Below are 20,693 nucleotides of genomic sequence, written 5' to 3' on the forward strand. Positions count from 1 at the left end.
TGGGGAAAGGCGGGTATGACATTCCCCTGGACGGGCGACAGGATGGGGCACATGGTTGCTGAGGGCGAGCTGCTGTGGGAACCGGGCGAAGAGATCGTGGCGTCGGCGAAGCTGACCCGCTACCTGCGGTGGCTGGGCCGGTCCGGTGACTACGAGGACGCCTGGCGCTGGTCGGTCGAGCATCCCGCCGAGTTCTGGACGTCGATCTGGGACTACTTCGACGTGATCGGCGACCGGGGTGACGGGCCCGTGCTGTCGGGCGAGATGCCGAACGTCACCTGGTTCGCCGGCAGCTCGATCAACTACGCCGAGAACGCGCTGCGCCGTACGGAGGGCACCGCGCTGGTGTTCGTCTCCGAGGACGGCGGCCGGCAGGAGCTGACCTGGGCCGAGCTGCGCGAGGAGGTCGCCCGCGTCAGGACCGGGCTGGTCCGGCTCGGCGTGGGCCGGGGCGACCGGGTGGCGGCCTACCTGCCCAACATCCCGCAGGCCCTGATCGCCTGCCTGGCCACGGCCTCGCTCGGCGCGATCTGGTCGGCCGGCTCGCCGGACTTCGGCGTGCCGAGCATCGTCGACCGGTTCAAGCAGATCGAGCCCAAGGTGCTCATCGCCGTCGACGGCTACCACTACAACGGCAAGAGCTACGACCGCTCCGCCGCCGTCAACGAGATCGCCGCCGCGCTGCCCACGCTCCGCGCGACCGTGTGGATCCCCTACCTGGCGGCCGCCGACGACGGCCAGGCGCCGCAGCACGCCGAACCGGGCCCCGGGCACACCGAGGAGGTGCCGCACGGCGAGGTGATCGGCTGGGAGGGCCTGCGGGCCGAGGAGGGGCCGCTGGAGTTCGAACGGGTGCCGTTCGACCATCCGCTGTGGATCCTCTACTCCAGCGGCACCACCGGGTTGCCCAAGCCGATCGTGCACGGGCACGGCGGCGTGGTGCTGGAGCACCTCAAGTCGCTCGCCTTCCACCAGGACCTGGGCGAGGGCGACGTGTTCTTCTGGTACACCACCACGGGCTGGATGATGTGGAACTACCTCATCGGCGGCCTGCTGGTGGGGGCCACGCCCGTGCTCTACGACGGCTCGGCCACCTTCCCCTCACCGGCCGCGCTGTGGCGGATCGCCGACTCGGAGGACGTGACGTACTTCGGGGTCGGGGCGCCGTACATCATGGCCTCGCTGAAGGCCGGCATCCGTCCCGAGGGCCTCGAACGGCTGCGCGGAGTCGGCTCGACCGGCTCGCCGCTGCCGCCCGAAGGGTTCGCCTGGCTCGCCGCCGAGCTGCCCGGCACGCCGCTCGGCTCGTTCTCCGGCGGCACCGACGTGTGCACGGGGTTCGTCGGGGCCACCATGCTGCATCCGATTCGTGCGGGCATCATCCCGTGCCGGTCGCTGGGGGCGCGGGTGGAGTCGTACGACCCGGCGGGCAAGCCGGTCGTCGGCGAGGTGGGCGAGCTGGTGATCACCCAGCCGATGCCGTCGATGCCGGTGAAGTTCTGGAACGACCCCGGCGGCGAGCGCTACACCGAGAGCTACTTCGACGTCTATCCCGGTGTGTGGCGGCACGGTGACTGGATCAAGATCAACGAGGACGGGAGCTGCGTCATCTACGGCCGCTCCGACTCCACGCTCAACCGGGGCGGGGTCCGGATGGGCACCAGCGAGTTCTACCGCGTCGTCGAGCGGTTCGACGAGATCGCCGACAGCCTCGTCATCGACACCGGCCAGCTCGGGCAGGAGGGGCGCCTGCTGCTGTACGTGACCCTCGCCGAGGGGGCCGAGCTGGGCGAGCCGCTGCAGCGGGCGATCTGCGACGCCCTGCGGACCGAGCTGTCGCCGCGCCACGTGCCCAACGAGATCCATGTCGTGCCGGGGATTCCGCGTACGTTGTCGGGCAAGAAGCTTGAGGTGCCCGTACGCAAGATCCTGCTGGGGACGCCCGTGGAGCAGGCGGCCAACCCGGACGCCATGGCCAACCCCGAGGTGCTGCGCCACTTCGTCAGGGAATGACCTGGCTGTACGGGTCGCCTGCCTCGTACATCAGGGGACGAGGATGACCTTGCCCCGCAAATCGCCCGCCTCGGCCCTGCGGTGGATGCGGGCCAGCTCGGAGAGCGGGTGTGTCTCCGCGACCTCGACCGTCAGCTCGCCCGCGTCGATCAGCTCAGCGAGGCGGGCGAGCTGACCGGGGTCGGCGCGCATCACGAAGTGGGCGCCGCCCTCGATCGGGGTCGCGATCGAGACCGTGACCCGGGCGAGCCCGGCCAGCTCCGCCGCCGATTCGTCGGCGAGCGGGATCAGGTTCAGCAGGACGTCCATGTCGCGGGGGAGCGGGGCCGCGGTGTAGTCGACCACCTCGTCGGCGCCGAGCCGGCGCACCGCTTCGGTGCTGCGCGGACTGGCCGTGGCCGTGACGTGGGCGCCGGCCAGTTCGGCGAGCTGGACGGCGAGCAGGCCGACGCCGCCGCCCGCGCCGTTGACCAGCACCCGCTGGCCAGGAGTGACGCGGGCGTGCTCGTGGACCGCCTGCCAGGCGGTGAGCCCGGCCACCGGCACGGCCGCGGCGTCGGCGAGCGGAAGCCGGCGCGGCGCCCTGACGAGGGCGTCCGCCGGGACCACCGCGTACCCGGCCGCCGCGCCGCCGGTCATCCCGTAGACCCGGTCGCCAGGGGCCAGGCCGGTGACGCCTGCCCCGATCTTCGCCACCGTGCCGGAGACGTCCCAGCCGAGCGTGTGCGGCGGCTCCACCCGGAACACCTCCGGCAGCAGTCCGGAACGCAAGCCGATCTCCGACGGGTTGAACGAGGTCGCGGCCACCTCCAGAAGCACCTGTCCAGGCCCGGGCTCGGGCGTGCGCACGGTGTCGAGGTGGATCACCGAGGCGTCCCCGAAGCCGTGCATGCGCGCTGCCGGCATGGTGGGCGCTGCCACGGGCACGCGGAAGTCCTCCACGTGCTCCTCCACCCACTGCCGGAACGGCGTCGCCGTCCTTTTCGCGACCTCCTCGACCACTGAGGTAACCGGCACCGGCCGGTGCGCCGACTCCGCCTGCGTTCGTAGCGCCTCCGCGAGCGCCGAGGTGGCCGGCGTCGGCGGGGGCACCAGGTCCGCCTGGGCGCGCAGCACCTCCTCGACCGCCTCGGGCGGCAGGCCGTCGGCCTCCAGAGTTGCTCGGGCGTGGTCGGGCGAGACCTCCACCCAGCGTGCCGGGATGCCGGTGACCTCGGAGATGATTCGCACCTGGTCGGCCTGGGAGATCGTCTCGGGGCCCGTCAGGTCGTAGGCCGCGCCGTGGTGGCCCTCGTCCAGCAGCGCCCGTACCGCGACGGCGGCGACGTCCCGCTCGTGCACGGGTGGCATGGCCGCCGCCCCGTACGCGCCGTGTACCGCCCCGGCCCTGATCCGCCTGGCCCAGCGCAGCGTGTTGGCCGCGAACGCGTGTGGGCGCAGGAACGTCCACTCATCGGCCGTCTCCGCGATCAGCCTTTCGATCTCGCGCTCGTGCTCCCGCCGCGCGGCCGAGGACAGGTAGACCACGCGCCCGGCTCGCCGGGTGATGGCCTCGATCACCTCCCGCGCGCCCTCGGCAGTGGCGAACGGCCACACCAGCTGCACCGCGCTCACCCCGTCCAGCGGCAGCGTGCCGGGGTCACGCAGGTCGCCCGTGGCGCCGCTCGCCGTCACCACGTCGGCTCCGGCCCGCCGCAACAGCGCCACCGCGGACCGCCCTACCTTGCCGGTCGCCCCGGTGACCAGAATCCGTCCCATCACGCTCTCCTCCCGATCGACATGAAGCCGCGTCGACTCAAACCCGCGTCGCCTGAAACCATAGGAGGATGGGATGAGATGTCCAATGTGTTCTCGTCTCGCTGTCATACGCGAGCGTCTTCACGATTAGAGTTCTCGGTATGGACGTGCTGAGCGACGTGATCACCATCATGCGGACCGGGCGGCCCCGCTCGGCCCGCGTCGAGTGGCGCGCCCCCTGGGGGCAGCGCTTCCCCTCGGCCTCCGGATCCGCCGGGTTCCAGGTGGTCCTGCAAGGGTCGTGCTGGCTGCTGCCGCCGGACGAGCCGCCCGTCGCGCTGTCCGCGGGAGACGTGGTCTTCTTCCCCCACGGCCACGGATACGCCATGGCCGATCACCCGTCCACGCCGGTGACCGAGCCCGCGTGCGACCCGTCGGACGAGGACGGCCTGTTCGCCTCCGCGTCGGCCGGTGGGCAGGGTGCGAGCACGGTGCTGCTGTGCGGCGGTTACCGGCACGACCCCGACCGGGCCCATCCGCTGCTGCGCGACCTGCCCGAGCTGATCCACCTGCCCGCGGGGCCGGGGCTCAACTCCGAGGTACGCGCCGCCGTCCAGTTGCTGGGGGCCGAGATCCACCAGCCGAGGCTGGGCGCGGACACCGTCGTGTCGTCCCTGCTCGACATGCTGCTGCTCTACATCCTGCGTGCCTGGTTCACCGACCCGCACGGCGCCTGCCAGGTCGACGGCTGGGCGGCGGCGCTGGCCGATCCGGGCGTCAGCGCCGCCCTCGACGCCATCCACCGCGATCCGGCCCATCCGTGGACGGTGGCCGAGCTGGGGGCGCGGGCGGGGCTGTCGCGGGCGGCCTTCGCGCGCCGGTTCGCCGCGCTGGTGGGGCAGCCGCCGCTGGCGTACCTCACCTGGTGGCGGCTGGCCAGTGCCGGGCGGCTGCTGCGGGAGACGGACGCGCCGCTGAGCGAGATCGCCCGCCGGGTGGGGTACGGGTCCGAGTTCGCCTTCGCCAACGCGTTCAAGCGGGACTACGGCGTCGCGCCCGGACGGTACCGTCGCACGGTTTTGGAGTGCGTCCAGGAGTAAGGGGGCGGTTTCGCGGTATCGCTGCCTATTTTTCCACTAAAGGCCGATTTAGCGGGATCGGCTTATTAGCCGGGACTTTTGCTTGACAAAGCCCATGAATTCTCGGTGGTGGGGGTAGGCGTTGATTTATGAGGATAAAGCTTCAAAGAATAGCCGCCCTCGGACTCGGAACCGTGGTCGCCTGCGGACTCCCGGCAGTCGCGGAGGCAGTCACAAGCCGACCGGAGTCGAGCCGGCCAGGGGCCGGCCGAACGGAGATGGGCCGGCCTGGTGCGGGTCGGGCGGAGACGGGTCGGCCTGAGGCGGACCGGCCAGGGGCTCGCCGGGCAGACACGGGCCGGGCGGGCGCGGGCAGGGCGGATGTCGGCAGGCCGGGCGCGGACCGTACGGACGAGCGCAGGTCGAAGACCAGGTGGCCGGACGCGGGCCGGCCGGGCTTCAGGTGGGCGGAGCGGGACAGGCCGGGCACGGGCCGGGCGGTGACGTCCCGAGCGGACGTCAGGCGGGCGGACGTCAGGCGGGACACGAGGCGGGCGGACCTCAGAGAGGCGGACACGAGGGGAGCGGACGCCAGGCGGGCGGACACACTGTGGACGGATCTGGCGCAGACGGATCCGGCTCAGACGGGCCCGACCTGGGCGGACACGGCAAGGGCGGACACGGTAAGGGCGGACACGGCAAGGGCGGACACGGCGCGAGTGGACACCGGGCGGACGAGCACCGGGCGGACGGGCACGGGACAGGCGGGGAGCGGGTCCACGGGGGCGGTCGAGGGGGCGCTGCTGCGGCCGGGTGCCCGTGGTGAGGCCGTCAGGCTGCTGCAGCGGCGGCTGCACGCCGGCCACTACTACTACGGCAAGATCAACGGCGTCTACGACGAGCAGACCAAGTTCGCGGTCTGGGCGCTGCAGAAGAACCGCAGGATGGTCCCCAAGGGCGAGGTCGATCGCCAGGTCTGGAAGGCGCTCGACAAGCCCGCCCGCCGCCGCCCGCTGGTCCCGAACGGCCCCCCGGACCGGGTGGAGATCAACCTGCGCGAGCAGTTCCTCACCGTCTACCGCGACCGCAGGCCGGTGCTGTTCTCGCACATCTCCACGGGCGCCGAGGTGCGTTACTGCGAGGGCGGGCGCTGCGGGAACGCGATCACGCCGGTCGGTGACTTCCGCGTGCAGAGCCGCGCGCCGGGCTGGACCACCGGGCGGCTGGGGTCGATGTTCAACTCGCTCTACTTCACGGGGGGCATCGCCATGCACGGCTCGTCGCAGGTGCCGCTGCGCCCGGCCTCCCACGGTTGCGTGCGCCTACCGATCGAGACGTCCAAGCGCCTGTACGAAATCGTGGGAATCGGCGAGCCCGTGTACGTCCGAGGCAAGATCATGTGAGCCCGGTGATAAGCATTTCGCCGAATATCAGGATTCGCCGCGATATGGCCCGCATGCGGATAACCTTGGAAATATCGGGACGTGCTACCGGGCAATATTCGCCAGGCCGGGCGCGCGCCGAAAGGGACGACGGCCGCGCCGAACGCCATCCGCCCCCGCACCGTCCGCTGATCCGCGGCGGCGAGAGGGCGGATGACTCGCTGCATCGGCTTGCCGGTCCCGTTCGGCCAGCGGCCGTAGAGGGTGCTGGTTCTCGTGCGGCGACCCGCGAAGCAGACGAAGCTCACCTTGATCGACCGGTGCGCACACCTCGACGGGTTGAAGCCGCGGACGACGCGTCCGGCCCGGCAGGCGTCGTACATCTTGACGGTGCGTACACCGTTCTGGTTGTGGATGTCTGTCTTGCTGGTCGAGGACGTCTCGGTCTTCTGGTGCCGCCTGACGCTGTGCGTCTCCGGCTTCTGGTAGCTCCTCGTCCCGACGTACTTCCTCCACACACCACCGCATTGCCCCAGGGTGTCCTGCCACCCGAGGTAAGGCTTGACGGTGTCGGCAGCGGCGCCGGCATCCCGCCGGCTCCGGCTGCCATCCCCGAAGCGAGCGTCGCCGTCGCCATGAACCTTGTGAGCCACTTGCGAATGAATCGTCACCTTTTCGGAGTCGTCGCATCCTGTGGAACCCGGCTGCCTGCCACGGTGCCGTAGGGCGGAATACGCACGGCACATCTCCGGTACGTGCGAGAACCCGACGGTCGCAGCACCTCCCCGATGGCCATCGAGGAGACGCCCGGGCGATCCGCCGGGTTCGTCACATTTGCGCTACATCACGTCACGCCGTTCCTCCGACGCCGGAGATGCGGGGGATGCCCACGCGCGTGAGCCTGGGCACGCTCTCTCCCGCCTTCTTCAGCATGCCGTCCTTGACCAGCCGCAGCTGCTTGCCGGGGGCGGGCTTCGGCGGGCCGCCGTGGTCGCCGCCGGTCTGGGCCAGCCGCAGGGCCAGCGCGGGGCACATGTCGACGGCCCGGCGCGCCTCCTTGGCCATGAATCCGGGGATCTTGTTGAACGACGGGAAACCGTAGTCGTCCAGCTCCACGAACTCGGGCAGCAGGTGCGCGCACAGCCCGTGCCCCGCACAGCGGGACCAGTCGACCTCCAGCCGGTACTCCGGCTCGGGCTCGCGCTCGGGCATCGGCAGCACCCCGCGTACGGGACGGCCGCAGGAGCCCTGCTCCAGGTGCTGGGTGATCTCGACCTCGAACGAGTCCAGCGCGGACAGCACGAACTTGGCCGTGCCGTCCGGGTGGAAACAGGCCCCGCGCCGCTCGACGCCGCGGACGCAGCGCCGTACGGCGTCCACCGAGCCGGTGCCCTCGACCAGGGCGTACATGGCCCTGGCGATGTCGGGCAGGCCGAGCCGGCACGGCCCGCACTGGCCTGCGGACTCGGCCGCGAGGTAGGCGGCGACCCGGGCGGCCTCGCCCAGGGCGCAGGTGGCCTCGCCGAGCGGGACGATGATCCCGGCCCCGAGCGTGGCGCCCGCCTGCTTCATGCCCTCGCGGGAGAGCACGGCCGTCTCGACGACGTCGGCCGACAGCCACGCGCCGTGGTAGCCGCCGATGAGGACGCCGTCGCCGATGTCGGCCTCGCAGAGGCCGAGCACGTCCGCGAGGTAGGTTCCGGTCGGCGCCTCGATGACGGCGCCGTTGGCCGCGCCGCCGCTGACGGTGAGCAGGATGGTGCCGGGCTCCTTGGCGGTGCCCACCTCGGCGTACTTCTCCGGCCCGTACTCGGCCAGCAGCGCGAACTGCGCGTACGTCTCGGTGTTGGACAGCAGTGTGGGGAGCCCGTCCACGCCGCTGGTCGCGGCCCGCTTCTTGCGGCCGGGAGGAATGCCCTCCTCGCCGTTCACGGCCTTGACCAGCGCGCCGCCTTCGCCGGAGATGAACCGTTCCTTGATCCCGACCACGCGGATCGGGACCCGGCTCTCGGCTCCGCCGGAGACGTTCCGGGCGCGGCGCTCGGCCACGGCGGCGGCCACCGACGCCTCGGCGACCTCGCCGCCGGCCGTGGCGACGACCACCTCGCGGGCGCCCAGCGCCTCGGCCGCCAGCACCGCGCCGTCCAGCACGAGGTGCGGGTTGCGGGTGAGCAGCATGGCGTCCTTGGAACTGGCCGGTTCGCCTTCGGCGCCGTTGACCAGCACCACGCACTCGCCGCCCGGGCCGGTCGCGTCGGCCACGGCACGCAACTTGCGGGCGAAGGGGAAGGCCGCTCCCCCTCGCCCGCGCATGTCCACCTCGTTGGCGTACGAGATGAGCTCGCCCAGTTCCCTGGGCTCGACGAGCCCGTGGAGCGTGCGGTGGGCGGGCAGGTCGAGCCGTCGGCAGTGGTCCAGCCCGGCGGTGAGCCGGGCCGGACCCATGCGTAAGACCCGTGGCACTCTGGCCGGAATCACAGTCGCTCCTTGGGATGCGCGAGCAGGACGGTGGTCATCCTGCCTCCCGATATCTGCGCCGGGCCTCTGCGAGGCTCACGGGTGCGGCGGCCGCTCTCGGTCCTGTCGCCGCCGCGCCGGCGGCGACAGGAGCCTTCATCGGACGTTCTGACGGGACGCCCACGGCGGCGGCCGCGGTCACCGGGGGCGCTTCGACCTTCTCGGGTACGATCGGCGGCCGTCGCAGCGAGGCCAGCACGCGGACGATCAGCGCACCGCCGACCGCCGCCATGCTGGCCACGTACGACCAGGCCACCCAGCCGGCCGGCGGACGGCCGGCCGTCAGGCCATGCATGATCCCGACGGGCCAGGCCAGGTAGGCGGCCGAGTGGAGGATCCGCCACATCCATGGCCTGCTCCGTGTCGCGAACCGCCCCCTGAGCATTCCCGTCACCACGGCCACGACCATCAGGTCGAAGGCCAGGGTGCCGAACCCCACGTAGATGCCCGCGACCGGCACGACCGCTGCCCCCGGCGGCACGTGACCCAGGCTGATCATGAGCGTGATGTGGGTGATCAGGTACGCCAGGCCGATCAGCGCGGTGGCCCGGTGTGCGAGCTGTGCCCTGACCCGGTTGGCCGGGGACAGGAACACGCGTTCGGTGGTGAGCAGGCCGAGCGCGACGGTCGCGGTCAGCAGCACCAGGGCGAACACGCCCGCGTAGAACTCGAGGAAGCCGACCCCCTGGCCCAGCATCCCGATCCCGCGCTCCGTCCTGGTCAGCGCGAACGCCGACAGGAGGAGCGCCATGATCAGGGCGCTCGCCCCCAGCCGGACACTCCTGGTGTCCAGCTTGGTGGGGGCGTGCCGGGGGCTACGTCTGTGGAGCATGTATTTCCCTCCAGGGTCGAGTGAGGGTGCGACTCGGAAGGCTGCGCCGCCCTTGCGGGCGGAGGGTTCAGGTCAGCAGCGGCGCCCCCGGTTGATGCACGAGACGACGGTCTGCATCAACCGGTCAGGCATGACGTTGGCGAAGTCAGCGTGGTCCGTGACCGGGTTGTGCTTCTGTTCCGGGAAGGCGTCCACGGCGTACGACGCGCCCTGGGGCACGGTGTACCCGAGAGTCATGCGCAGTCGCGGAATCGCCCTGGTGCCCTGCGGGCATGCTCCGTTCTGGCCGGGGAAGACCACGTGGGTTCGATGGTTCGCACTGTCGGTGTTCTGACCGTCCCAGCAGCTGGGGAAGTCCAGAATACGGAGCACTTGGCTGCCGCGCGGGCAAAGCGTGTATTTGTCCGGACTTATGCGGTTTTGGAATCCCGAGCAGCTCCAGCCGGCGCGGGCGTTGGCGGTGCCGTTCGTGGCCGCCTTGGCGTCACCGGTGATGATCCGGATGAACCTCGGCATCGCGACCACGCGGGAGGTGGCGTTGCCGCCGAACTCCAGGCTCACGAAGCGCGGACGGAGCACAGTGCCGACGTTGCCGTCGGGGTCGTTGGAGTTCTCGTCGGACTTGCGGTCCCTGAGCACCGGCCAGAAGTACGTGGACTTGTCGCCCAGCCGGCAGGTCGTACCCGCCGCCGCCAGGCTCTCGTCGGTGGAGAACGCGTCCGTCGACAGGTTGCCCACGTAGTCGTGCAGGTGGTGCGCGCCGTTGCTCACGCCGGGGGCGACGATGAAGTTGTCGGGGTTGTTGTGCCCGTTACGGTTCGTGCCGCACTGCGAGGTGAACGTGCCGCGGGAGCCGTTACGGCCGGGCCGCGCGTCGAGGCGCACCGGCGCCACCTGGCGGATGTTCACGAAGTCCTCGGGGAACGGGCCGAGGTCGGCGCACTCCGCCTCCTCGTCGTTGCCGCCGGTCGCGGTCGGGGAGGCCGAGGGGGAAGCACTCGGGTCCGCGTCGCCCCCGTCATCGGGGTTCTGGGTCTGGCTGGGGCTCGGGCTGGGGGAGTTGGTGGGCCGGCCGCCGTTGCCGCCGCCGCGACGGCGGGACTGGACGGTGGGGTTGTCCTCCGGAGCGGTCTGGGAGGCGTCAGCGCCCTGATCCTGCCCCTGGTCCTGGCCCTGATCCTGGTTCTGGCCCTGGTCCTGGGCGTCGGGGTCCTGAGCGGGGTCGAGCGCGATGCCGCCGCCCTGAGGGGCCTGCTGATCGCCCTGCTGGTCCACCTGCTGGTCGCCCTGCTGGTCACCGTTCTGGCCGGTGCCCTGCTGGTCGCCCTGCTGGTCGCCGGTGCCCTGCTGGTCCGGCTGCTGCTGGTCCTGCTGCCCCTGCTGGTCCTGCTGGTCCTGGTCCTGCTGTCCTTGCTGGTCCTGGTTCTGGTCCTGCTGGCCCCGCTGGTCGCGGTTCGGCTGCTGCGACTGGCTCGCCTGAGGTGACTGCTCGGCGGGATCGCAGTGGTCGGCGAACGCCGGGCCGCTGCTCACGCCGATGACGGCCGCCGATACCAGGCCGCCTGCCGCCATGGCCAGAGCGGATGCGGCCGCGGCCATGCGTCTGGATCTCCTCATGTGTGTCTCCTCTTTTCAACCGCCATTGCGACGGGTGGAGCGGGTGCGGGAGTCGGGGGTTCGGGCAACTGGCTGTGATCGACCAGGCCAGTGGACTCCAGGTACGCCATATGGCGCATCACGTAGTTGATGCCTTCCTGGGCGAATTTCCGGATGTCGGAGTTGCGCGTTCCGGCTCGTACGCTCGCCACGACGGTGAAGACCTTGCCGTGCGCGGCGCGCAACAGGTTCACGAAGTCCTTGTCGAAGGCCGGCCCGCTCTCCGCGGCCATCTGGGCCATCCAGCGTTGCTGGTCGGGATTGGGCTCGTCCGGCAGGGCCACGCCCAGCTTCTTGGCCGTCTGGCGGGTGATCAGATCGAGGTCCATGTGCTCGTTCATGATCAACTTGCCGACTTCCTTCACGCGCTGGGACTCGGCGCGCGTCTGGGCGTACTCGCCGGCGGGCATCTCCCATAGCCCTGCCTGACGGACTTTGATCAGCAGATCGCGGTCGGCAGCTGTGAGCGGTCCTGACGACGTCTGTGACCATTGGGCGGCCGCGGGATCGATCGATGGTGGCATGACCAGCACGATCGTCACGGCGGCGGCTACGACGAAGCCGCCGAGCATGAACAACTCGCCGCGCAAAAGCCTGTGCATGGTCGGAGGTACGCGCCTGTACCGGTCCTGGTTCACGTATGGCCGGAGATAGTTAGAAATGACTGGAGTTATCGGAGTGGCTACCGCTTGGATAACGAAGGTGTAAAGATGTGCCCCGTGCTAGGTCACCTCGACGGCAGGTTCGAGAGTGCGGATGCCGAGGCGGAGCATCGCATCGCGGTGCTTTACCAGGAGTTCGGCGGCCCTCTGCTGCGACACGTCCGCAAATCCACAGGTAACGACCTTCAGTGGGCTGAAGACGTTGTGCAGGAGACGCTCGTCCGAGCCTGGCGGAACTCGGCAAGACTGCAATGGGAACCGAGCCTCATATGGGCATGGCTGCTTACCGTGGCCCGCCGCATAGTCATTGATGGGCGTCGGCGTAAGAGCGTCCGGCCGCAGGAGGTCGAGCCGCCCGAAGTCGACATGATGTCGGTCCCGGACGGATCGGAGCGAGCGCTGTCGGCGATGGTCGTCGCGGACGCTCTCCGGTCGCTGTCCGAAGAACACCGCCAAGTCATTGAGCACACCTATCTCCGAGACCGTACGATAAGTGAGGCGGCGGAGATTCTGGGGATCCCGCCGGGCACGGTGAAGTCCCGGCTCTACTACGGGATCCGGGCTCTCCGCGAGCTGCTGCGGGACAAGGGGGTAGCCGGCTGATGCATGACGGGGTGGCCGCTTACGTCCTCGGTGTCCTCGACGATGAGGAGCACGAGGCCTTCGAACGCCACCTCGACACGTGCGAGCGCTGCCAGGCGGAGCTGGTCGAGCTCGCCGAGCTGCCGGACCAGCTCGACGAGCTCAAGAACTCCCCCTCCTCGACCTCAGGCGACGACCCCCCGATGTCGATGTCACATTGACGTTTATGTCCTTTTCGGGTGGTATCGGTACGGCGAGGCGTTGCGCCCGGCCCACGCGGCCGGGCGGTCCGGGGAGGTGTTCGGTGGGCATCGAAGGCGATGCGCCCGTTCCCCCGCGTCGGCAGTGCGGTGAGGAAGACGGCCGGCTGTCGTGCAGCGGCCGTCTTCGTGTGCCCCAGCTCCTCGCCCAGCAGCGCCGCGAGCTCTCCGAGCCCGCGCTGTGGGATGCTTGCCCGACCGCCCTCACCCAGCGTGGCCTGCCGGTCTTCGACGACCGGATCGTGGCCGCGCCGCCGGCCGTGGCGAGAGACCGCGGGTCTCACGACGACTTCCCGCTGCTGTGGGAACCAAGGGCCTGGCTATGAACAGCCATGGCGAACCCTCACAAAGGAGTGAGAGCGAAATGCCGCTCGACGAGGCCAAGGACGAGCTGCTCCAGAGAGCCGCCGAGAGTTGCGCGGTGGGCAGCGAGCATATGAGCGCCGAGGAGGCTCTGTCCTTCCTCCGGTTCTACTATCGGCATGTCGCGCCGGAGGACCTGCTCGACCGCAACCCCGTTGACGTGTACGGCCCCGCGATGTCCCAGCGCCAGTTGGCCGAGGTCCGCCCCCAGGGCCGGGCCGTGGTGCGGGCCTACACCCCCACGCTCGACGAGCACGGCTGGGACCCCGGCCGCTCCGTGGTGGAGGTGGTCACCGACGACATGCCGTTCCTGGTGGACTCGGTGACGATGGAGCTCGACCGGCACGACCTGGGCACCTATCTGGTGGTCCATCCGCAGATGCGGGTGCGCCGCGACATGACCGGGCGGATGCTCGGCCGCGGCCAGGAGGACGTCACCGGCCAGATGCTGGTCGAGTCGTGGATCCACATCGAGATCGACCGTCAGTCCGACCCTGAGGTGCTCAAGCGGGTCGAGGACGACCTGCAGCGGGTGCTCACCGACGTGCGCCACGCGGTCGAGGACTTCAGGAAGATGCGGGCGCTGGCGGTGCAGACCGCCGAGGACCTGAGCATGAACCCGCCGCCGCTGGAGCCCGCGGAGGTGGAGGACAGCCTCGACCTGCTGCGCTGGCTCGCCGACGGGCACTTCACGTTCCTCGGCTACCGCGAGTACCGCCTGGAGCACACCGACGAGGGTGAGACGCTGCGGGCGCTGCCAGGGGCGGCGCTGGGCATCCTGCGCGACGACAAGGTGGGTTCCGAGAGCTTCGCGGCACTGCCCGCCGAGGTGCGGGCCAAGGCGCGCGAGAAGCAGCTCATGATCATCACCAAGGCCAACTCCAGGGCCACCGTCCACCGCGCCACCTACCTCGACTACATCGGGGTCAAGCTGTTCTCCCCCGACGGCGAGGTGATCGGCGAGCGGCGCTTTCTCGGCCTGTTCACCCACGTGGCCTACAGCGAGTCGATCTCCAGGATCCCCGTGCTGCGGCGCAAGCTGGGCGACGTGCTCGACGCCGCCGGGCTGCCCGCCGACAGCCACGACGGCAAGGACCTGATCGAGATCCTTGAGACGTTCCCGCGCGACGAGCTGTTCCAGACCTCGGTCGACCAGCTCCTGCCGATCGCGATGGGCGTGCTGCGGCTGCGCGAGCGCAAGCAGGTCAAGCTGTTCCTGCGCCGCGACGACTACGGCCGCTACATCTCCTGCCTCATCTACCTGCCGCGCGACCGCTACACCACCAAGGTCCGGCTGAAGATGGAGGAGGTGCTGCTCAAGGCGCTGGGCGGCAAGTCGCTCGACTACAGCGCGATGATCGGCGAGTCCGTGCTGGCCCGGCTGCACGTGGTCGTGCGCGGCGAGCGCGGCACCCCGCTGCCGCGGCCGAGTGTGGACGTGGAGGAGCTGGAGGCGCGCCTGGCGGGCCTCACCCGCTCCTGGGAGGACGACCTGGCCGCGGCGCTGGGGGAGATGGCCTCCGAGGAGGAGGCCCCCGCGCTCATCAAGCGGTACGCCTCCGCCTTCCCCGAGGGGTACAAGGTCGACTTCCCGCCCAAGGTGGCCGTGGTCGACCTCAGGCGGCTCGAACACCTCGTCGAGCAGGGCGACGGCGAACGGGTCGAGATCAACCTCTATGAGCCGTACGACGCCGCCGAGGGCGAGCGGCGGCTCAAGGTCTACAAGGTCGGCTCGCCGATCTCGCTGTCGAAGGCGCTGCCGCTGATCCAGCGGCTCGGCGTGGAGGTCATGGACGAGCGGCCCTACGAGATCGACCGCGACAACGACCCGCGCACCAAGAACGCCTGGATCTACGACTTCGGGCTGCGCTACACCCCCTCGGAAGAGGTCGACAGGAACGACTTCAAGCGCCTCTTCCAGGACGGGCTCACCGCGCTGTGGCACGGGCGGGTGCAGGCCGACGACTTCAACGCGCTGATCCTGGCCGCCGGGCTGACCTGGGAGCAGGTCGAGATCCTGCGGGCCTACGCGAAATACCTGCGCCAGGCCGGGAGCACGTTCTCGCAGCCGTACATGGAGCAGGTGCTCAGGGACAACGTGCGGCTGGCGCGGCTGCTCGTGCAGCTGTTCGAGGCCAAGCTGGATCCGCGGCGGGGCGAGGACGTGCGGGTGGAGCTGGTGGACGCCCTGCACGAGGAGATCCTCGGGGCGCTGGACGCGGTGGCCTCGCTGGACGAGGACCGCATTCTGCGGGCGTACCTGGAGATGATTCAGGCGACATTGCGCACCAATTACTTCCAAACAGTGGATGGCAGCCGCAAATCGTACATATCGCTCAAACTCGACCCCGGGGCCATTAGCGTGCTGCCGCTGCCCCGACCGAAGTACGAGATTTTCGTCTACTCGCCGCGCGTCGAAGGCGTGCATCTGCGTTTCGGGAAAGTCGCCCGCGGCGGGTTGCGGTGGTCGGACCGGATGGAGGATTTCCGGACGGAGATTCTCGGCCTGGTCAAAGCACAGATGGTGAAAAATACCGTTATTGTGCCGACTGGGTCCAAGGGTGGCTTTGTTGTGAAGCATCCGCCAAAGTCTGGTTCGCGGGAAGAACTGCTCGCCGAGGGCGTGGCCTGCTACCGCATGTTCATCTCCGGCCTGCTCGACGTCACCGACAACCTGGTGGACGGCAAGGTCGTGCCCCCGCCCGACGTGGTCAGGCACGACGGCGACGACACCTACCTCGTGGTCGCCGCCGACAAGGGCACCGCCACCTTCTCCGACATCGCCAACGGCGTGGCCAAGGAGTACGGCTTCTGGCTCGGCGACGCCTTCGCCTCCGGCGGCTCGATCGGCTACGACCACAAGGCCATGGGCATCACCGCCCGCGGCGCCTGGGAGTCGGTCAAGTACCACTTCCGCACCATGGGCGTCGACGTGCAGAGCACCGACTTCACCGTGGCCGGCGTCGGCGACATGTCGGGCGACGTGTTCGGCAACGGCATGCTGCTGTCGCGCCACATCCGGCTGGTGGCCGCGTTCGACCACCGGCACATCTTCGTCGACCCGTCCCCCGACGCCGAACGCACCTACGCCGAGCGGCAGCGGCTGTTCGAGCTGCCGCGCAGCTCGTGGGAGGACTACGACGCCAAGCTGATCTCGGCCGGCGGCGGCGTCTTCCCGCGCACCGCCAAGTCCATCCACATCACGCCCCAGATGCACGAGGCGCTCGGCATCCCGGCCGGCGTCCCCTCGATGGCGCCCAACGACCTGATCAGCGCCATCCTCAAGGCCCCGGTCGACCTGCTGTGGAACGGCGGCATCGGCACCTACGTCAAGTCGGCCGCCGAGTCCAACGCCGACGTCGGCGACAAGGCCAACGACGCGCTCCGGGTCAACGCCTCCGACCTGCGCTGCAAGGTCATCGGCGAGGGCGGCAACCTGGGCTTCACCCAGCTCGCCCGGATCGAGTTCGCGCTCAACGGCGGGCTGGTCAACACCGACTTCATCGACAACAGCGCCGGCGTCGACACCTCCGACCACGAGGTGAACATCAAGATCCTGCTCGACCAGGTCGTCCGCGACGGCGAGCTGACCGACAAGCAGCGCAACCAGGTCTTCACCTCGATGACCGACGAGGTCGCCGACCTCGTGCTGCGCGACAACTACGCGCAGAACGTGGTCCTGGCCGCGTCCCGCTCCCAGGCCGTCGAGATGCTCCACATCCACGCCCGCTACCTGCGCAAGCTGGAGCGCGACGGGCTGGTCAACCGGGAGCTGGAGTTCCTGCCGTCCGACAAGACCCTCGCCGAGCGGCGGCAGGCCAGGCTCGGGCTGACCGCGCCGGAGTTCGCCGTGCTGCTGGCCTACACCAAGCTGGTGGCCGACGCCGAGCTGCTGAACTCCGACCTGCCCGACGACCCCTACCTGGCGTCGTGGCTGGTGTCGTACTTCCCGTCGGCGCTGCGCGAGCGGTTCCGCACGTACATGGACGAGCACCCGCTGCGCCGCGAGATCATCACCACCTGCGTGGTGAACGAGCTGGTCAACGCGGCGGGCACCACGTTCACGTTCCGCTTCGGCGAGGAGACCGGCGCGTCGACCCCGGACATCGTGCGGGCCTACCTGGTCGCCAGGGAGGTCTTCGACCTGCCGAGCTTCTACCGGGCCGTGGAGTCGCTGGACAACGAGGTCGACACCGCCACCCAGATCGCCATGCTGCTGGAGGCGCGCAAGCTGGCCGAGCGCGGCGCCCGCTGGCTCCTGGTCAACCGGCGGCCCCCGCTCGACCTGGCCGGGTCGGTCAGCTTCTTCACGAAGGGCTTCAACGGGCTGCTCTCCCACATCCCGAAGCTGCTGACCGGGCCCGACCTCGCGGCCTACGAGGACCGCCGCGACTCGTTCGTGGCCCGCGGCGTGCCGTTGGAGCTGGCCGAGCGGGTCGCGGGGATGGTGCCCGCGTACTCGACGCTCGACCTGGTCGAGATCTCCTCGCTGACGGGGCGGCCGGTCAGCGAGGCGGCCGAGGTCTACTTCGACCTGGCCGACCGGCTGCAGCTGGCCCGGCTGCGGGAGCGGATCATCTCGCTGCCCCGCGACAACCGGTGGAACTCGATCGCCCGCTCGGCGCTGCGCGACGACCTGTACGCCGCGCACGCCTCGCTGACCCGGGACGTGCTGGCCCACAGCAAGCCGGGGCTGCCGCCGGAGGAGCGGCTGGCACGGTGGTCGGACACCAACTCGGCGGCGGTGTCGCGGGCCCGCCAGACGCTGTCGGAGATCTGGGAAAGCGACCACTTCGACCTGGCGACGTTGTCGGTCGCCCTCCGCGCCATCCGAACCCTCGTCGCCGCGAGCAACCTTCCCCACGCGGAAGCCTGACGCTCAGGGCCGGGGCAGCACGCACGCTGCCCCGGCCGGCTTCGGATCTGTCTCGCCAGGCGTCGGTGCCGGCTCGGACGTGGCGCCGCGGCGCTCCATGGGGCCGTCAGGCGGCGAACGACCACGGAGCGGGGCCGACCGTGCGCTCCGTTACGGCGGCGCGCCACAGACCGGTCAGAGGGCGTTTCCCTGGACAGGCGCGAGCCGACGACGGCGGGTGGCCGGCCACGGCAGCGCGTAAAGGATGAAAGGGTTTTACTGGCCGACGGCGCCAGTCAGGCCGCCGTCGTGGGCTATGACGGCGGCGGCGGCAGGGGCCGTGAGAGGCGGGACCACCGTCGCGTACTGGTGGACCTCGGTGAGCTTGAGGCTGAGCCGGACCGTGCCGCCGGTGAGCCAGCGGCTGGCCTCCTCCGGCACCGGGATCTTGTAGGACTTGTCGACCATGTTCTTCGTCGTGCTCGTGCGCGACAGCGAGTACTGGATCAGCGCCCCGCCGTTCTCCGTCCGCAGCCCGTAGACCGGGTAGTTGTCGGCGCTGAAGATCGAGTCGTAGCTCAGCTCGTTGAACTTGGCGTCGCCGCGCAGCGTGGCGATCTGCTCGGCCACCTCGGTCGTGTAGGGCCCGGGGGCGAGCAGCCCCGCCGTGACGCCCGACTTGCCCGTCTCGGCCACGCTGGCGTGCACGGGACCCATGAACTGCGGGCTGATCGTCACCGACTTGTCGTCGGCCGCCACCGCCGTGGCGTAGCCGTCGGCGTCGAGCGCCACCGGCGGCAGCTCCTGGCCGGGCAGCAGCCGCGCGGCCGAGCTCAGCTGCCAGTCGTCGCCCGACCTGGCGAACGTCACCAGCGTGGGCTGGTCGTCGCGGGTGACCAGCGCGCTGAACCAGGGTGCCCGCTCCTCCGGCGGGAACCGGGGGACCAGCAGCGTCGGCGAGCCCCACCGGTAACGCGGCGGCGCGTAGTCGGTGGTGGAGTAGGCGGCCACGGTGAGCGCGGCCTGGCCGCCGACCGTGAGGTCCTTCGCCTGCTGCAGCCGGCCCCGCAGCTCGCTGCGCACCCGCAGCAGGTCGTCGGCGGCGATGAACTCGGCGAACGCCTCGGCCGCCTCCTCGCGGGTGACGGCCGGCTCCGGCGCCGAAGGCGAGGGCCGGGCCGAGCTGGACTCGGCCGCCTTGGTCGGGGCGGGCGGGGCGCCACCGCTGCAGGCGGTCACCCCGGCGAGCAGGCCGGCGGCGAGCGCCAGCATCTTCCGCCGACCGTAAGCACGCACCTCGCCATGTTATTCGGGCCCGCGAGGGTCGCGTACCCTTGGGAGACGTGGCAGGCATCGATCCGGCAGAAGAGATCAACGAGCTCGCGGGCACGCTCCGCAGCATCCAGGACGTGCTCGACCTCGACGCGATGCGCAAGCAGATCGCTGAGCTGGAGCAGCAGGTTGCCGCGCCCGACCTGTGGGACGACCCCGACCAGGCCCAGAAGGTGACGAGCAAGCTCTCCCACCTCCAGGGCGAGCTCAACCGGGTCGAGGGCGTGGCGCGCCGGCTCGACGACCTGACGGTCCTCTACGAGCTCGCGGCCGAGGAGGGCGACGACGACACGCGTGCCGAGGCCGACAAGGAGCTCGAGACGCTGAAGTCCGACATCGGCGCCCTTGAGGTGCGCACCCTCCTGTCGGGCGAATACGACGCCCGCGAGGCGCTCGTCACCATCAACTCCCAGGCCGGCGGCGTCGACGCGGCCGACTGGGCGGAGATGCTGCTGCGCATGTATCTGCGTTACGCCGAGCGCAAGGGCTACGCCACCGAGGTCTACGACACCTCCTACGCGGAGGAGGCCGGCATCAAGTCGGCCACGTTCACGATCAAGGCCCCCTACGCCTACGGCACGCTGCGCGGCGAGCACGGCACCCACCGGCTGGTCCGCATCAGCCCGTTCGACAACCAGGGCCGGCGCCAGACCTCGTTCGCCGGGGTCGACATCGTGCCGGTGGTCGAGCAGACCGACCACATCGACATCAACGAGGACGAGATCCGCGTCGACGTCTACCGCTCCAGCGGTCCCGGCGGCCAGGGCGTCAACACCACCGACTCGGCCGTGCGCATCACGCACCTGCCGTCCGGCATCGTCGTCTCCTGCCAGAACGAGCGCTCCCAGCTGCAAAACCGCGCCACCGCGATGAACGTGCTGCAGGCCAAGCTGCTGGAGCGCAAGCGGCAGGAGGAGGCGGAGAAGATGTCGGAGCTGCGCGGCGCCACCACCACGTCGTGGGGCACGCAGATCCGCAACTACGTGCTGCACCCCTACCAGATCGTGAAGGACCTGCGTACGGGCACCGAGGCCGGAAACCCCTCAGCCGTGCTCGACGGCGACCTCGACGAGTTCATCGAGTCGGAGATCCGCTGGATGCGGCGTCAGGAGTCAGGCACCGACTAGGTGCTCGGCCACCAGGCTCAGCAGCAGCAGGACCAGCAGCAGCCCGACGACGAGAGCGGGTGACAGCCCGGCGAAGCCGTGGTTGTGCATCCGCTCCCTGCTGGCGCGGCACAGGGGGCAGCGGCCCTCGATCACGGGGTGGGCGCACTGCGCGCATACGAGGTGTTGGCAACTCATGTCAGCCCCAAGTCTAGCCGCACAATCGTTTTGTTTCCGTTATGGACGTTCCATGCCAGTCTTCCCCCTAGACTGTCGTCTGGCCAATCGGAACGTCGATCATCAGTAAAGAGACGCCC

At 70.2% G+C, this 20,693-nt stretch carries 16 protein-coding genes; 9 read left to right on the forward strand and 7 right to left on the reverse strand.

The genetic code is table 11. From position 1 onward, the window contains the following. The first annotated feature begins 51 nt into the window (after positions 1-51). Complete coding sequence (locus tag ABFX54_RS07445; RefSeq protein ID WP_346102571.1) at positions 52-2,013, forward strand: acetoacetate--CoA ligase; 1,962 nt, start codon at positions 52-54, stop codon at positions 2,011-2,013. Between the two features lie 30 nt (positions 2,014-2,043). Here the strand turns inward: ABFX54_RS07445 and ABFX54_RS07450 are convergent, their stop codons facing one another. Next, positions 2,044-3,771 carry an alcohol dehydrogenase catalytic domain-containing protein gene (locus ABFX54_RS07450; protein WP_346102573.1) on the reverse strand — a complete coding sequence of 576 codons (1,728 nt, stop codon included), beginning with the start codon at positions 3,769-3,771 and terminating at the stop codon, positions 2,044-2,046. A gap of 140 nt (positions 3,772-3,911) precedes the next feature. On the opposite strand from ABFX54_RS07450, the gene ABFX54_RS07455 reads away from it, so the two are divergent. From ABFX54_RS07455 to ABFX54_RS07465, 3 genes are all read left to right on the forward strand, one after another. After that, complete coding sequence (locus ABFX54_RS07455) at positions 3,912-4,850, forward strand: AraC family transcriptional regulator (RefSeq protein WP_346102575.1); 939 nt, start codon at positions 3,912-3,914, stop codon at positions 4,848-4,850. Between the two features lie 698 nt (positions 4,851-5,548). Beyond that, positions 5,549-6,232 (forward strand): L,D-transpeptidase family protein, encoded by a 684-nt coding sequence (locus ABFX54_RS07460; protein WP_346102577.1) that lies wholly within the window; start codon positions 5,549-5,551, stop codon positions 6,230-6,232. Positions 6,233-6,487: 255 nt separating this feature from the next. Continuing rightward, the gene (locus ABFX54_RS07465) at positions 6,488-6,700 is read left to right on the forward strand and encodes a hypothetical protein (protein ID WP_346102579.1); all 213 of its coding nucleotides are present in this window, start codon (positions 6,488-6,490) and stop codon (positions 6,698-6,700) included. 360 nt (positions 6,701-7,060) lie between these two features. On the opposite strand, the gene ABFX54_RS07470 is transcribed toward ABFX54_RS07465, so the two are convergent. The 4 genes from ABFX54_RS07470 to ABFX54_RS07485 form a co-directional block, all read right to left on the reverse strand. Beyond that, a complete protein-coding gene (locus tag ABFX54_RS07470) occupies positions 7,061-8,689 on the reverse strand; it encodes an NADH-ubiquinone oxidoreductase-F iron-sulfur binding region domain-containing protein (RefSeq protein ID WP_346102581.1) in 1,629 nt (542 codons plus the stop codon). A 34-nt stretch (positions 8,690-8,723) separates the two neighbouring features. Then, positions 8,724-9,560 (reverse strand): ferric reductase-like transmembrane domain-containing protein, encoded by an 837-nt coding sequence (locus ABFX54_RS07475; RefSeq protein ID WP_346102583.1) that lies wholly within the window; start codon positions 9,558-9,560, stop codon positions 8,724-8,726. A gap of 72 nt (positions 9,561-9,632) precedes the next feature. Continuing rightward, the gene (locus ABFX54_RS07480; protein WP_346102585.1) at positions 9,633-11,177 is read right to left on the reverse strand and encodes a DUF1996 domain-containing protein; all 1,545 of its coding nucleotides are present in this window, start codon (positions 11,175-11,177) and stop codon (positions 9,633-9,635) included. Further along, positions 11,174-11,818: a DUF4142 domain-containing protein gene (locus ABFX54_RS07485; RefSeq protein WP_346102587.1), complete on the reverse strand. Its 645-nt coding sequence runs from the start codon at positions 11,816-11,818 to the stop codon at positions 11,174-11,176. Before ABFX54_RS07485 ends, ABFX54_RS07480 begins: the two co-directional genes overlap by 4 nt. A 108-nt stretch (positions 11,819-11,926) precedes the next feature. On the opposite strand from ABFX54_RS07485, the gene ABFX54_RS07490 reads away from it, so the two are divergent. The 4 genes from ABFX54_RS07490 to ABFX54_RS07505 all read left to right on the forward strand — a co-directional run bounded on the left by ABFX54_RS07490 (position 11,927) and on the right by ABFX54_RS07505 (position 17,959). After that, a complete protein-coding gene (locus tag ABFX54_RS07490; RefSeq protein ID WP_245955696.1) occupies positions 11,927-12,481 on the forward strand; it encodes a sigma-70 family RNA polymerase sigma factor in 555 nt (184 codons plus the stop codon). Continuing rightward, the gene (locus ABFX54_RS07495) at positions 12,481-12,681 is read left to right on the forward strand and encodes a zf-HC2 domain-containing protein (protein ID WP_106236725.1); all 201 of its coding nucleotides are present in this window, start codon (positions 12,481-12,483) and stop codon (positions 12,679-12,681) included. The genes ABFX54_RS07490 and ABFX54_RS07495 overlap by 1 nt, the downstream gene beginning before the upstream one ends. A 170-nt stretch (positions 12,682-12,851) precedes the next feature. Then, positions 12,852-13,046, forward strand: a complete 195-nt coding sequence (locus tag ABFX54_RS07500; RefSeq protein ID WP_346102589.1) for a hypothetical protein — start codon at positions 12,852-12,854, stop codon at positions 13,044-13,046. Positions 13,047-13,084: 38 nt separating this feature from the next. Next, positions 13,085-17,959, forward strand: coding sequence for an NAD-glutamate dehydrogenase (locus ABFX54_RS07505; protein ID WP_346102591.1), 4,875 nt, complete (start codon positions 13,085-13,087; stop codon positions 17,957-17,959). Positions 17,960-18,214: 255 nt separating this feature from the next. Here the strand turns inward: ABFX54_RS07505 and ABFX54_RS07510 are convergent, their stop codons facing one another. Beyond that, the gene (locus tag ABFX54_RS07510) at positions 18,215-19,234 is read right to left on the reverse strand and encodes a DUF8094 domain-containing protein (protein WP_346102593.1); all 1,020 of its coding nucleotides are present in this window, start codon (positions 19,232-19,234) and stop codon (positions 18,215-18,217) included. A 47-nt stretch (positions 19,235-19,281) separates the two neighbouring features. Between ABFX54_RS07510 and prfB the strand changes: the two genes are divergently transcribed. Beyond that, on the forward strand, positions 19,282-20,397 hold the full coding sequence (gene prfB / locus ABFX54_RS07515) for a peptide chain release factor 2 (protein ID WP_346102595.1): 1,116 nt from the start codon (positions 19,282-19,284) through the stop codon (positions 20,395-20,397). On the opposite strand, the gene ABFX54_RS07520 is transcribed toward prfB, so the two are convergent. After that, positions 20,383-20,574, reverse strand: coding sequence for a hypothetical protein (locus tag ABFX54_RS07520; RefSeq protein WP_346102597.1), 192 nt, complete (start codon positions 20,572-20,574; stop codon positions 20,383-20,385). The genes prfB and ABFX54_RS07520 overlap by 15 nt on opposite strands. Positions 20,575-20,693: the final 119 nt, after the last annotated feature.

It is taken from the genome of Nonomuraea maheshkhaliensis, from assembly GCF_039529435.1.
GTDB lineage: Bacteria > Actinomycetota > Actinomycetes > Streptosporangiales > Streptosporangiaceae > Nonomuraea > Nonomuraea maheshkhaliensis.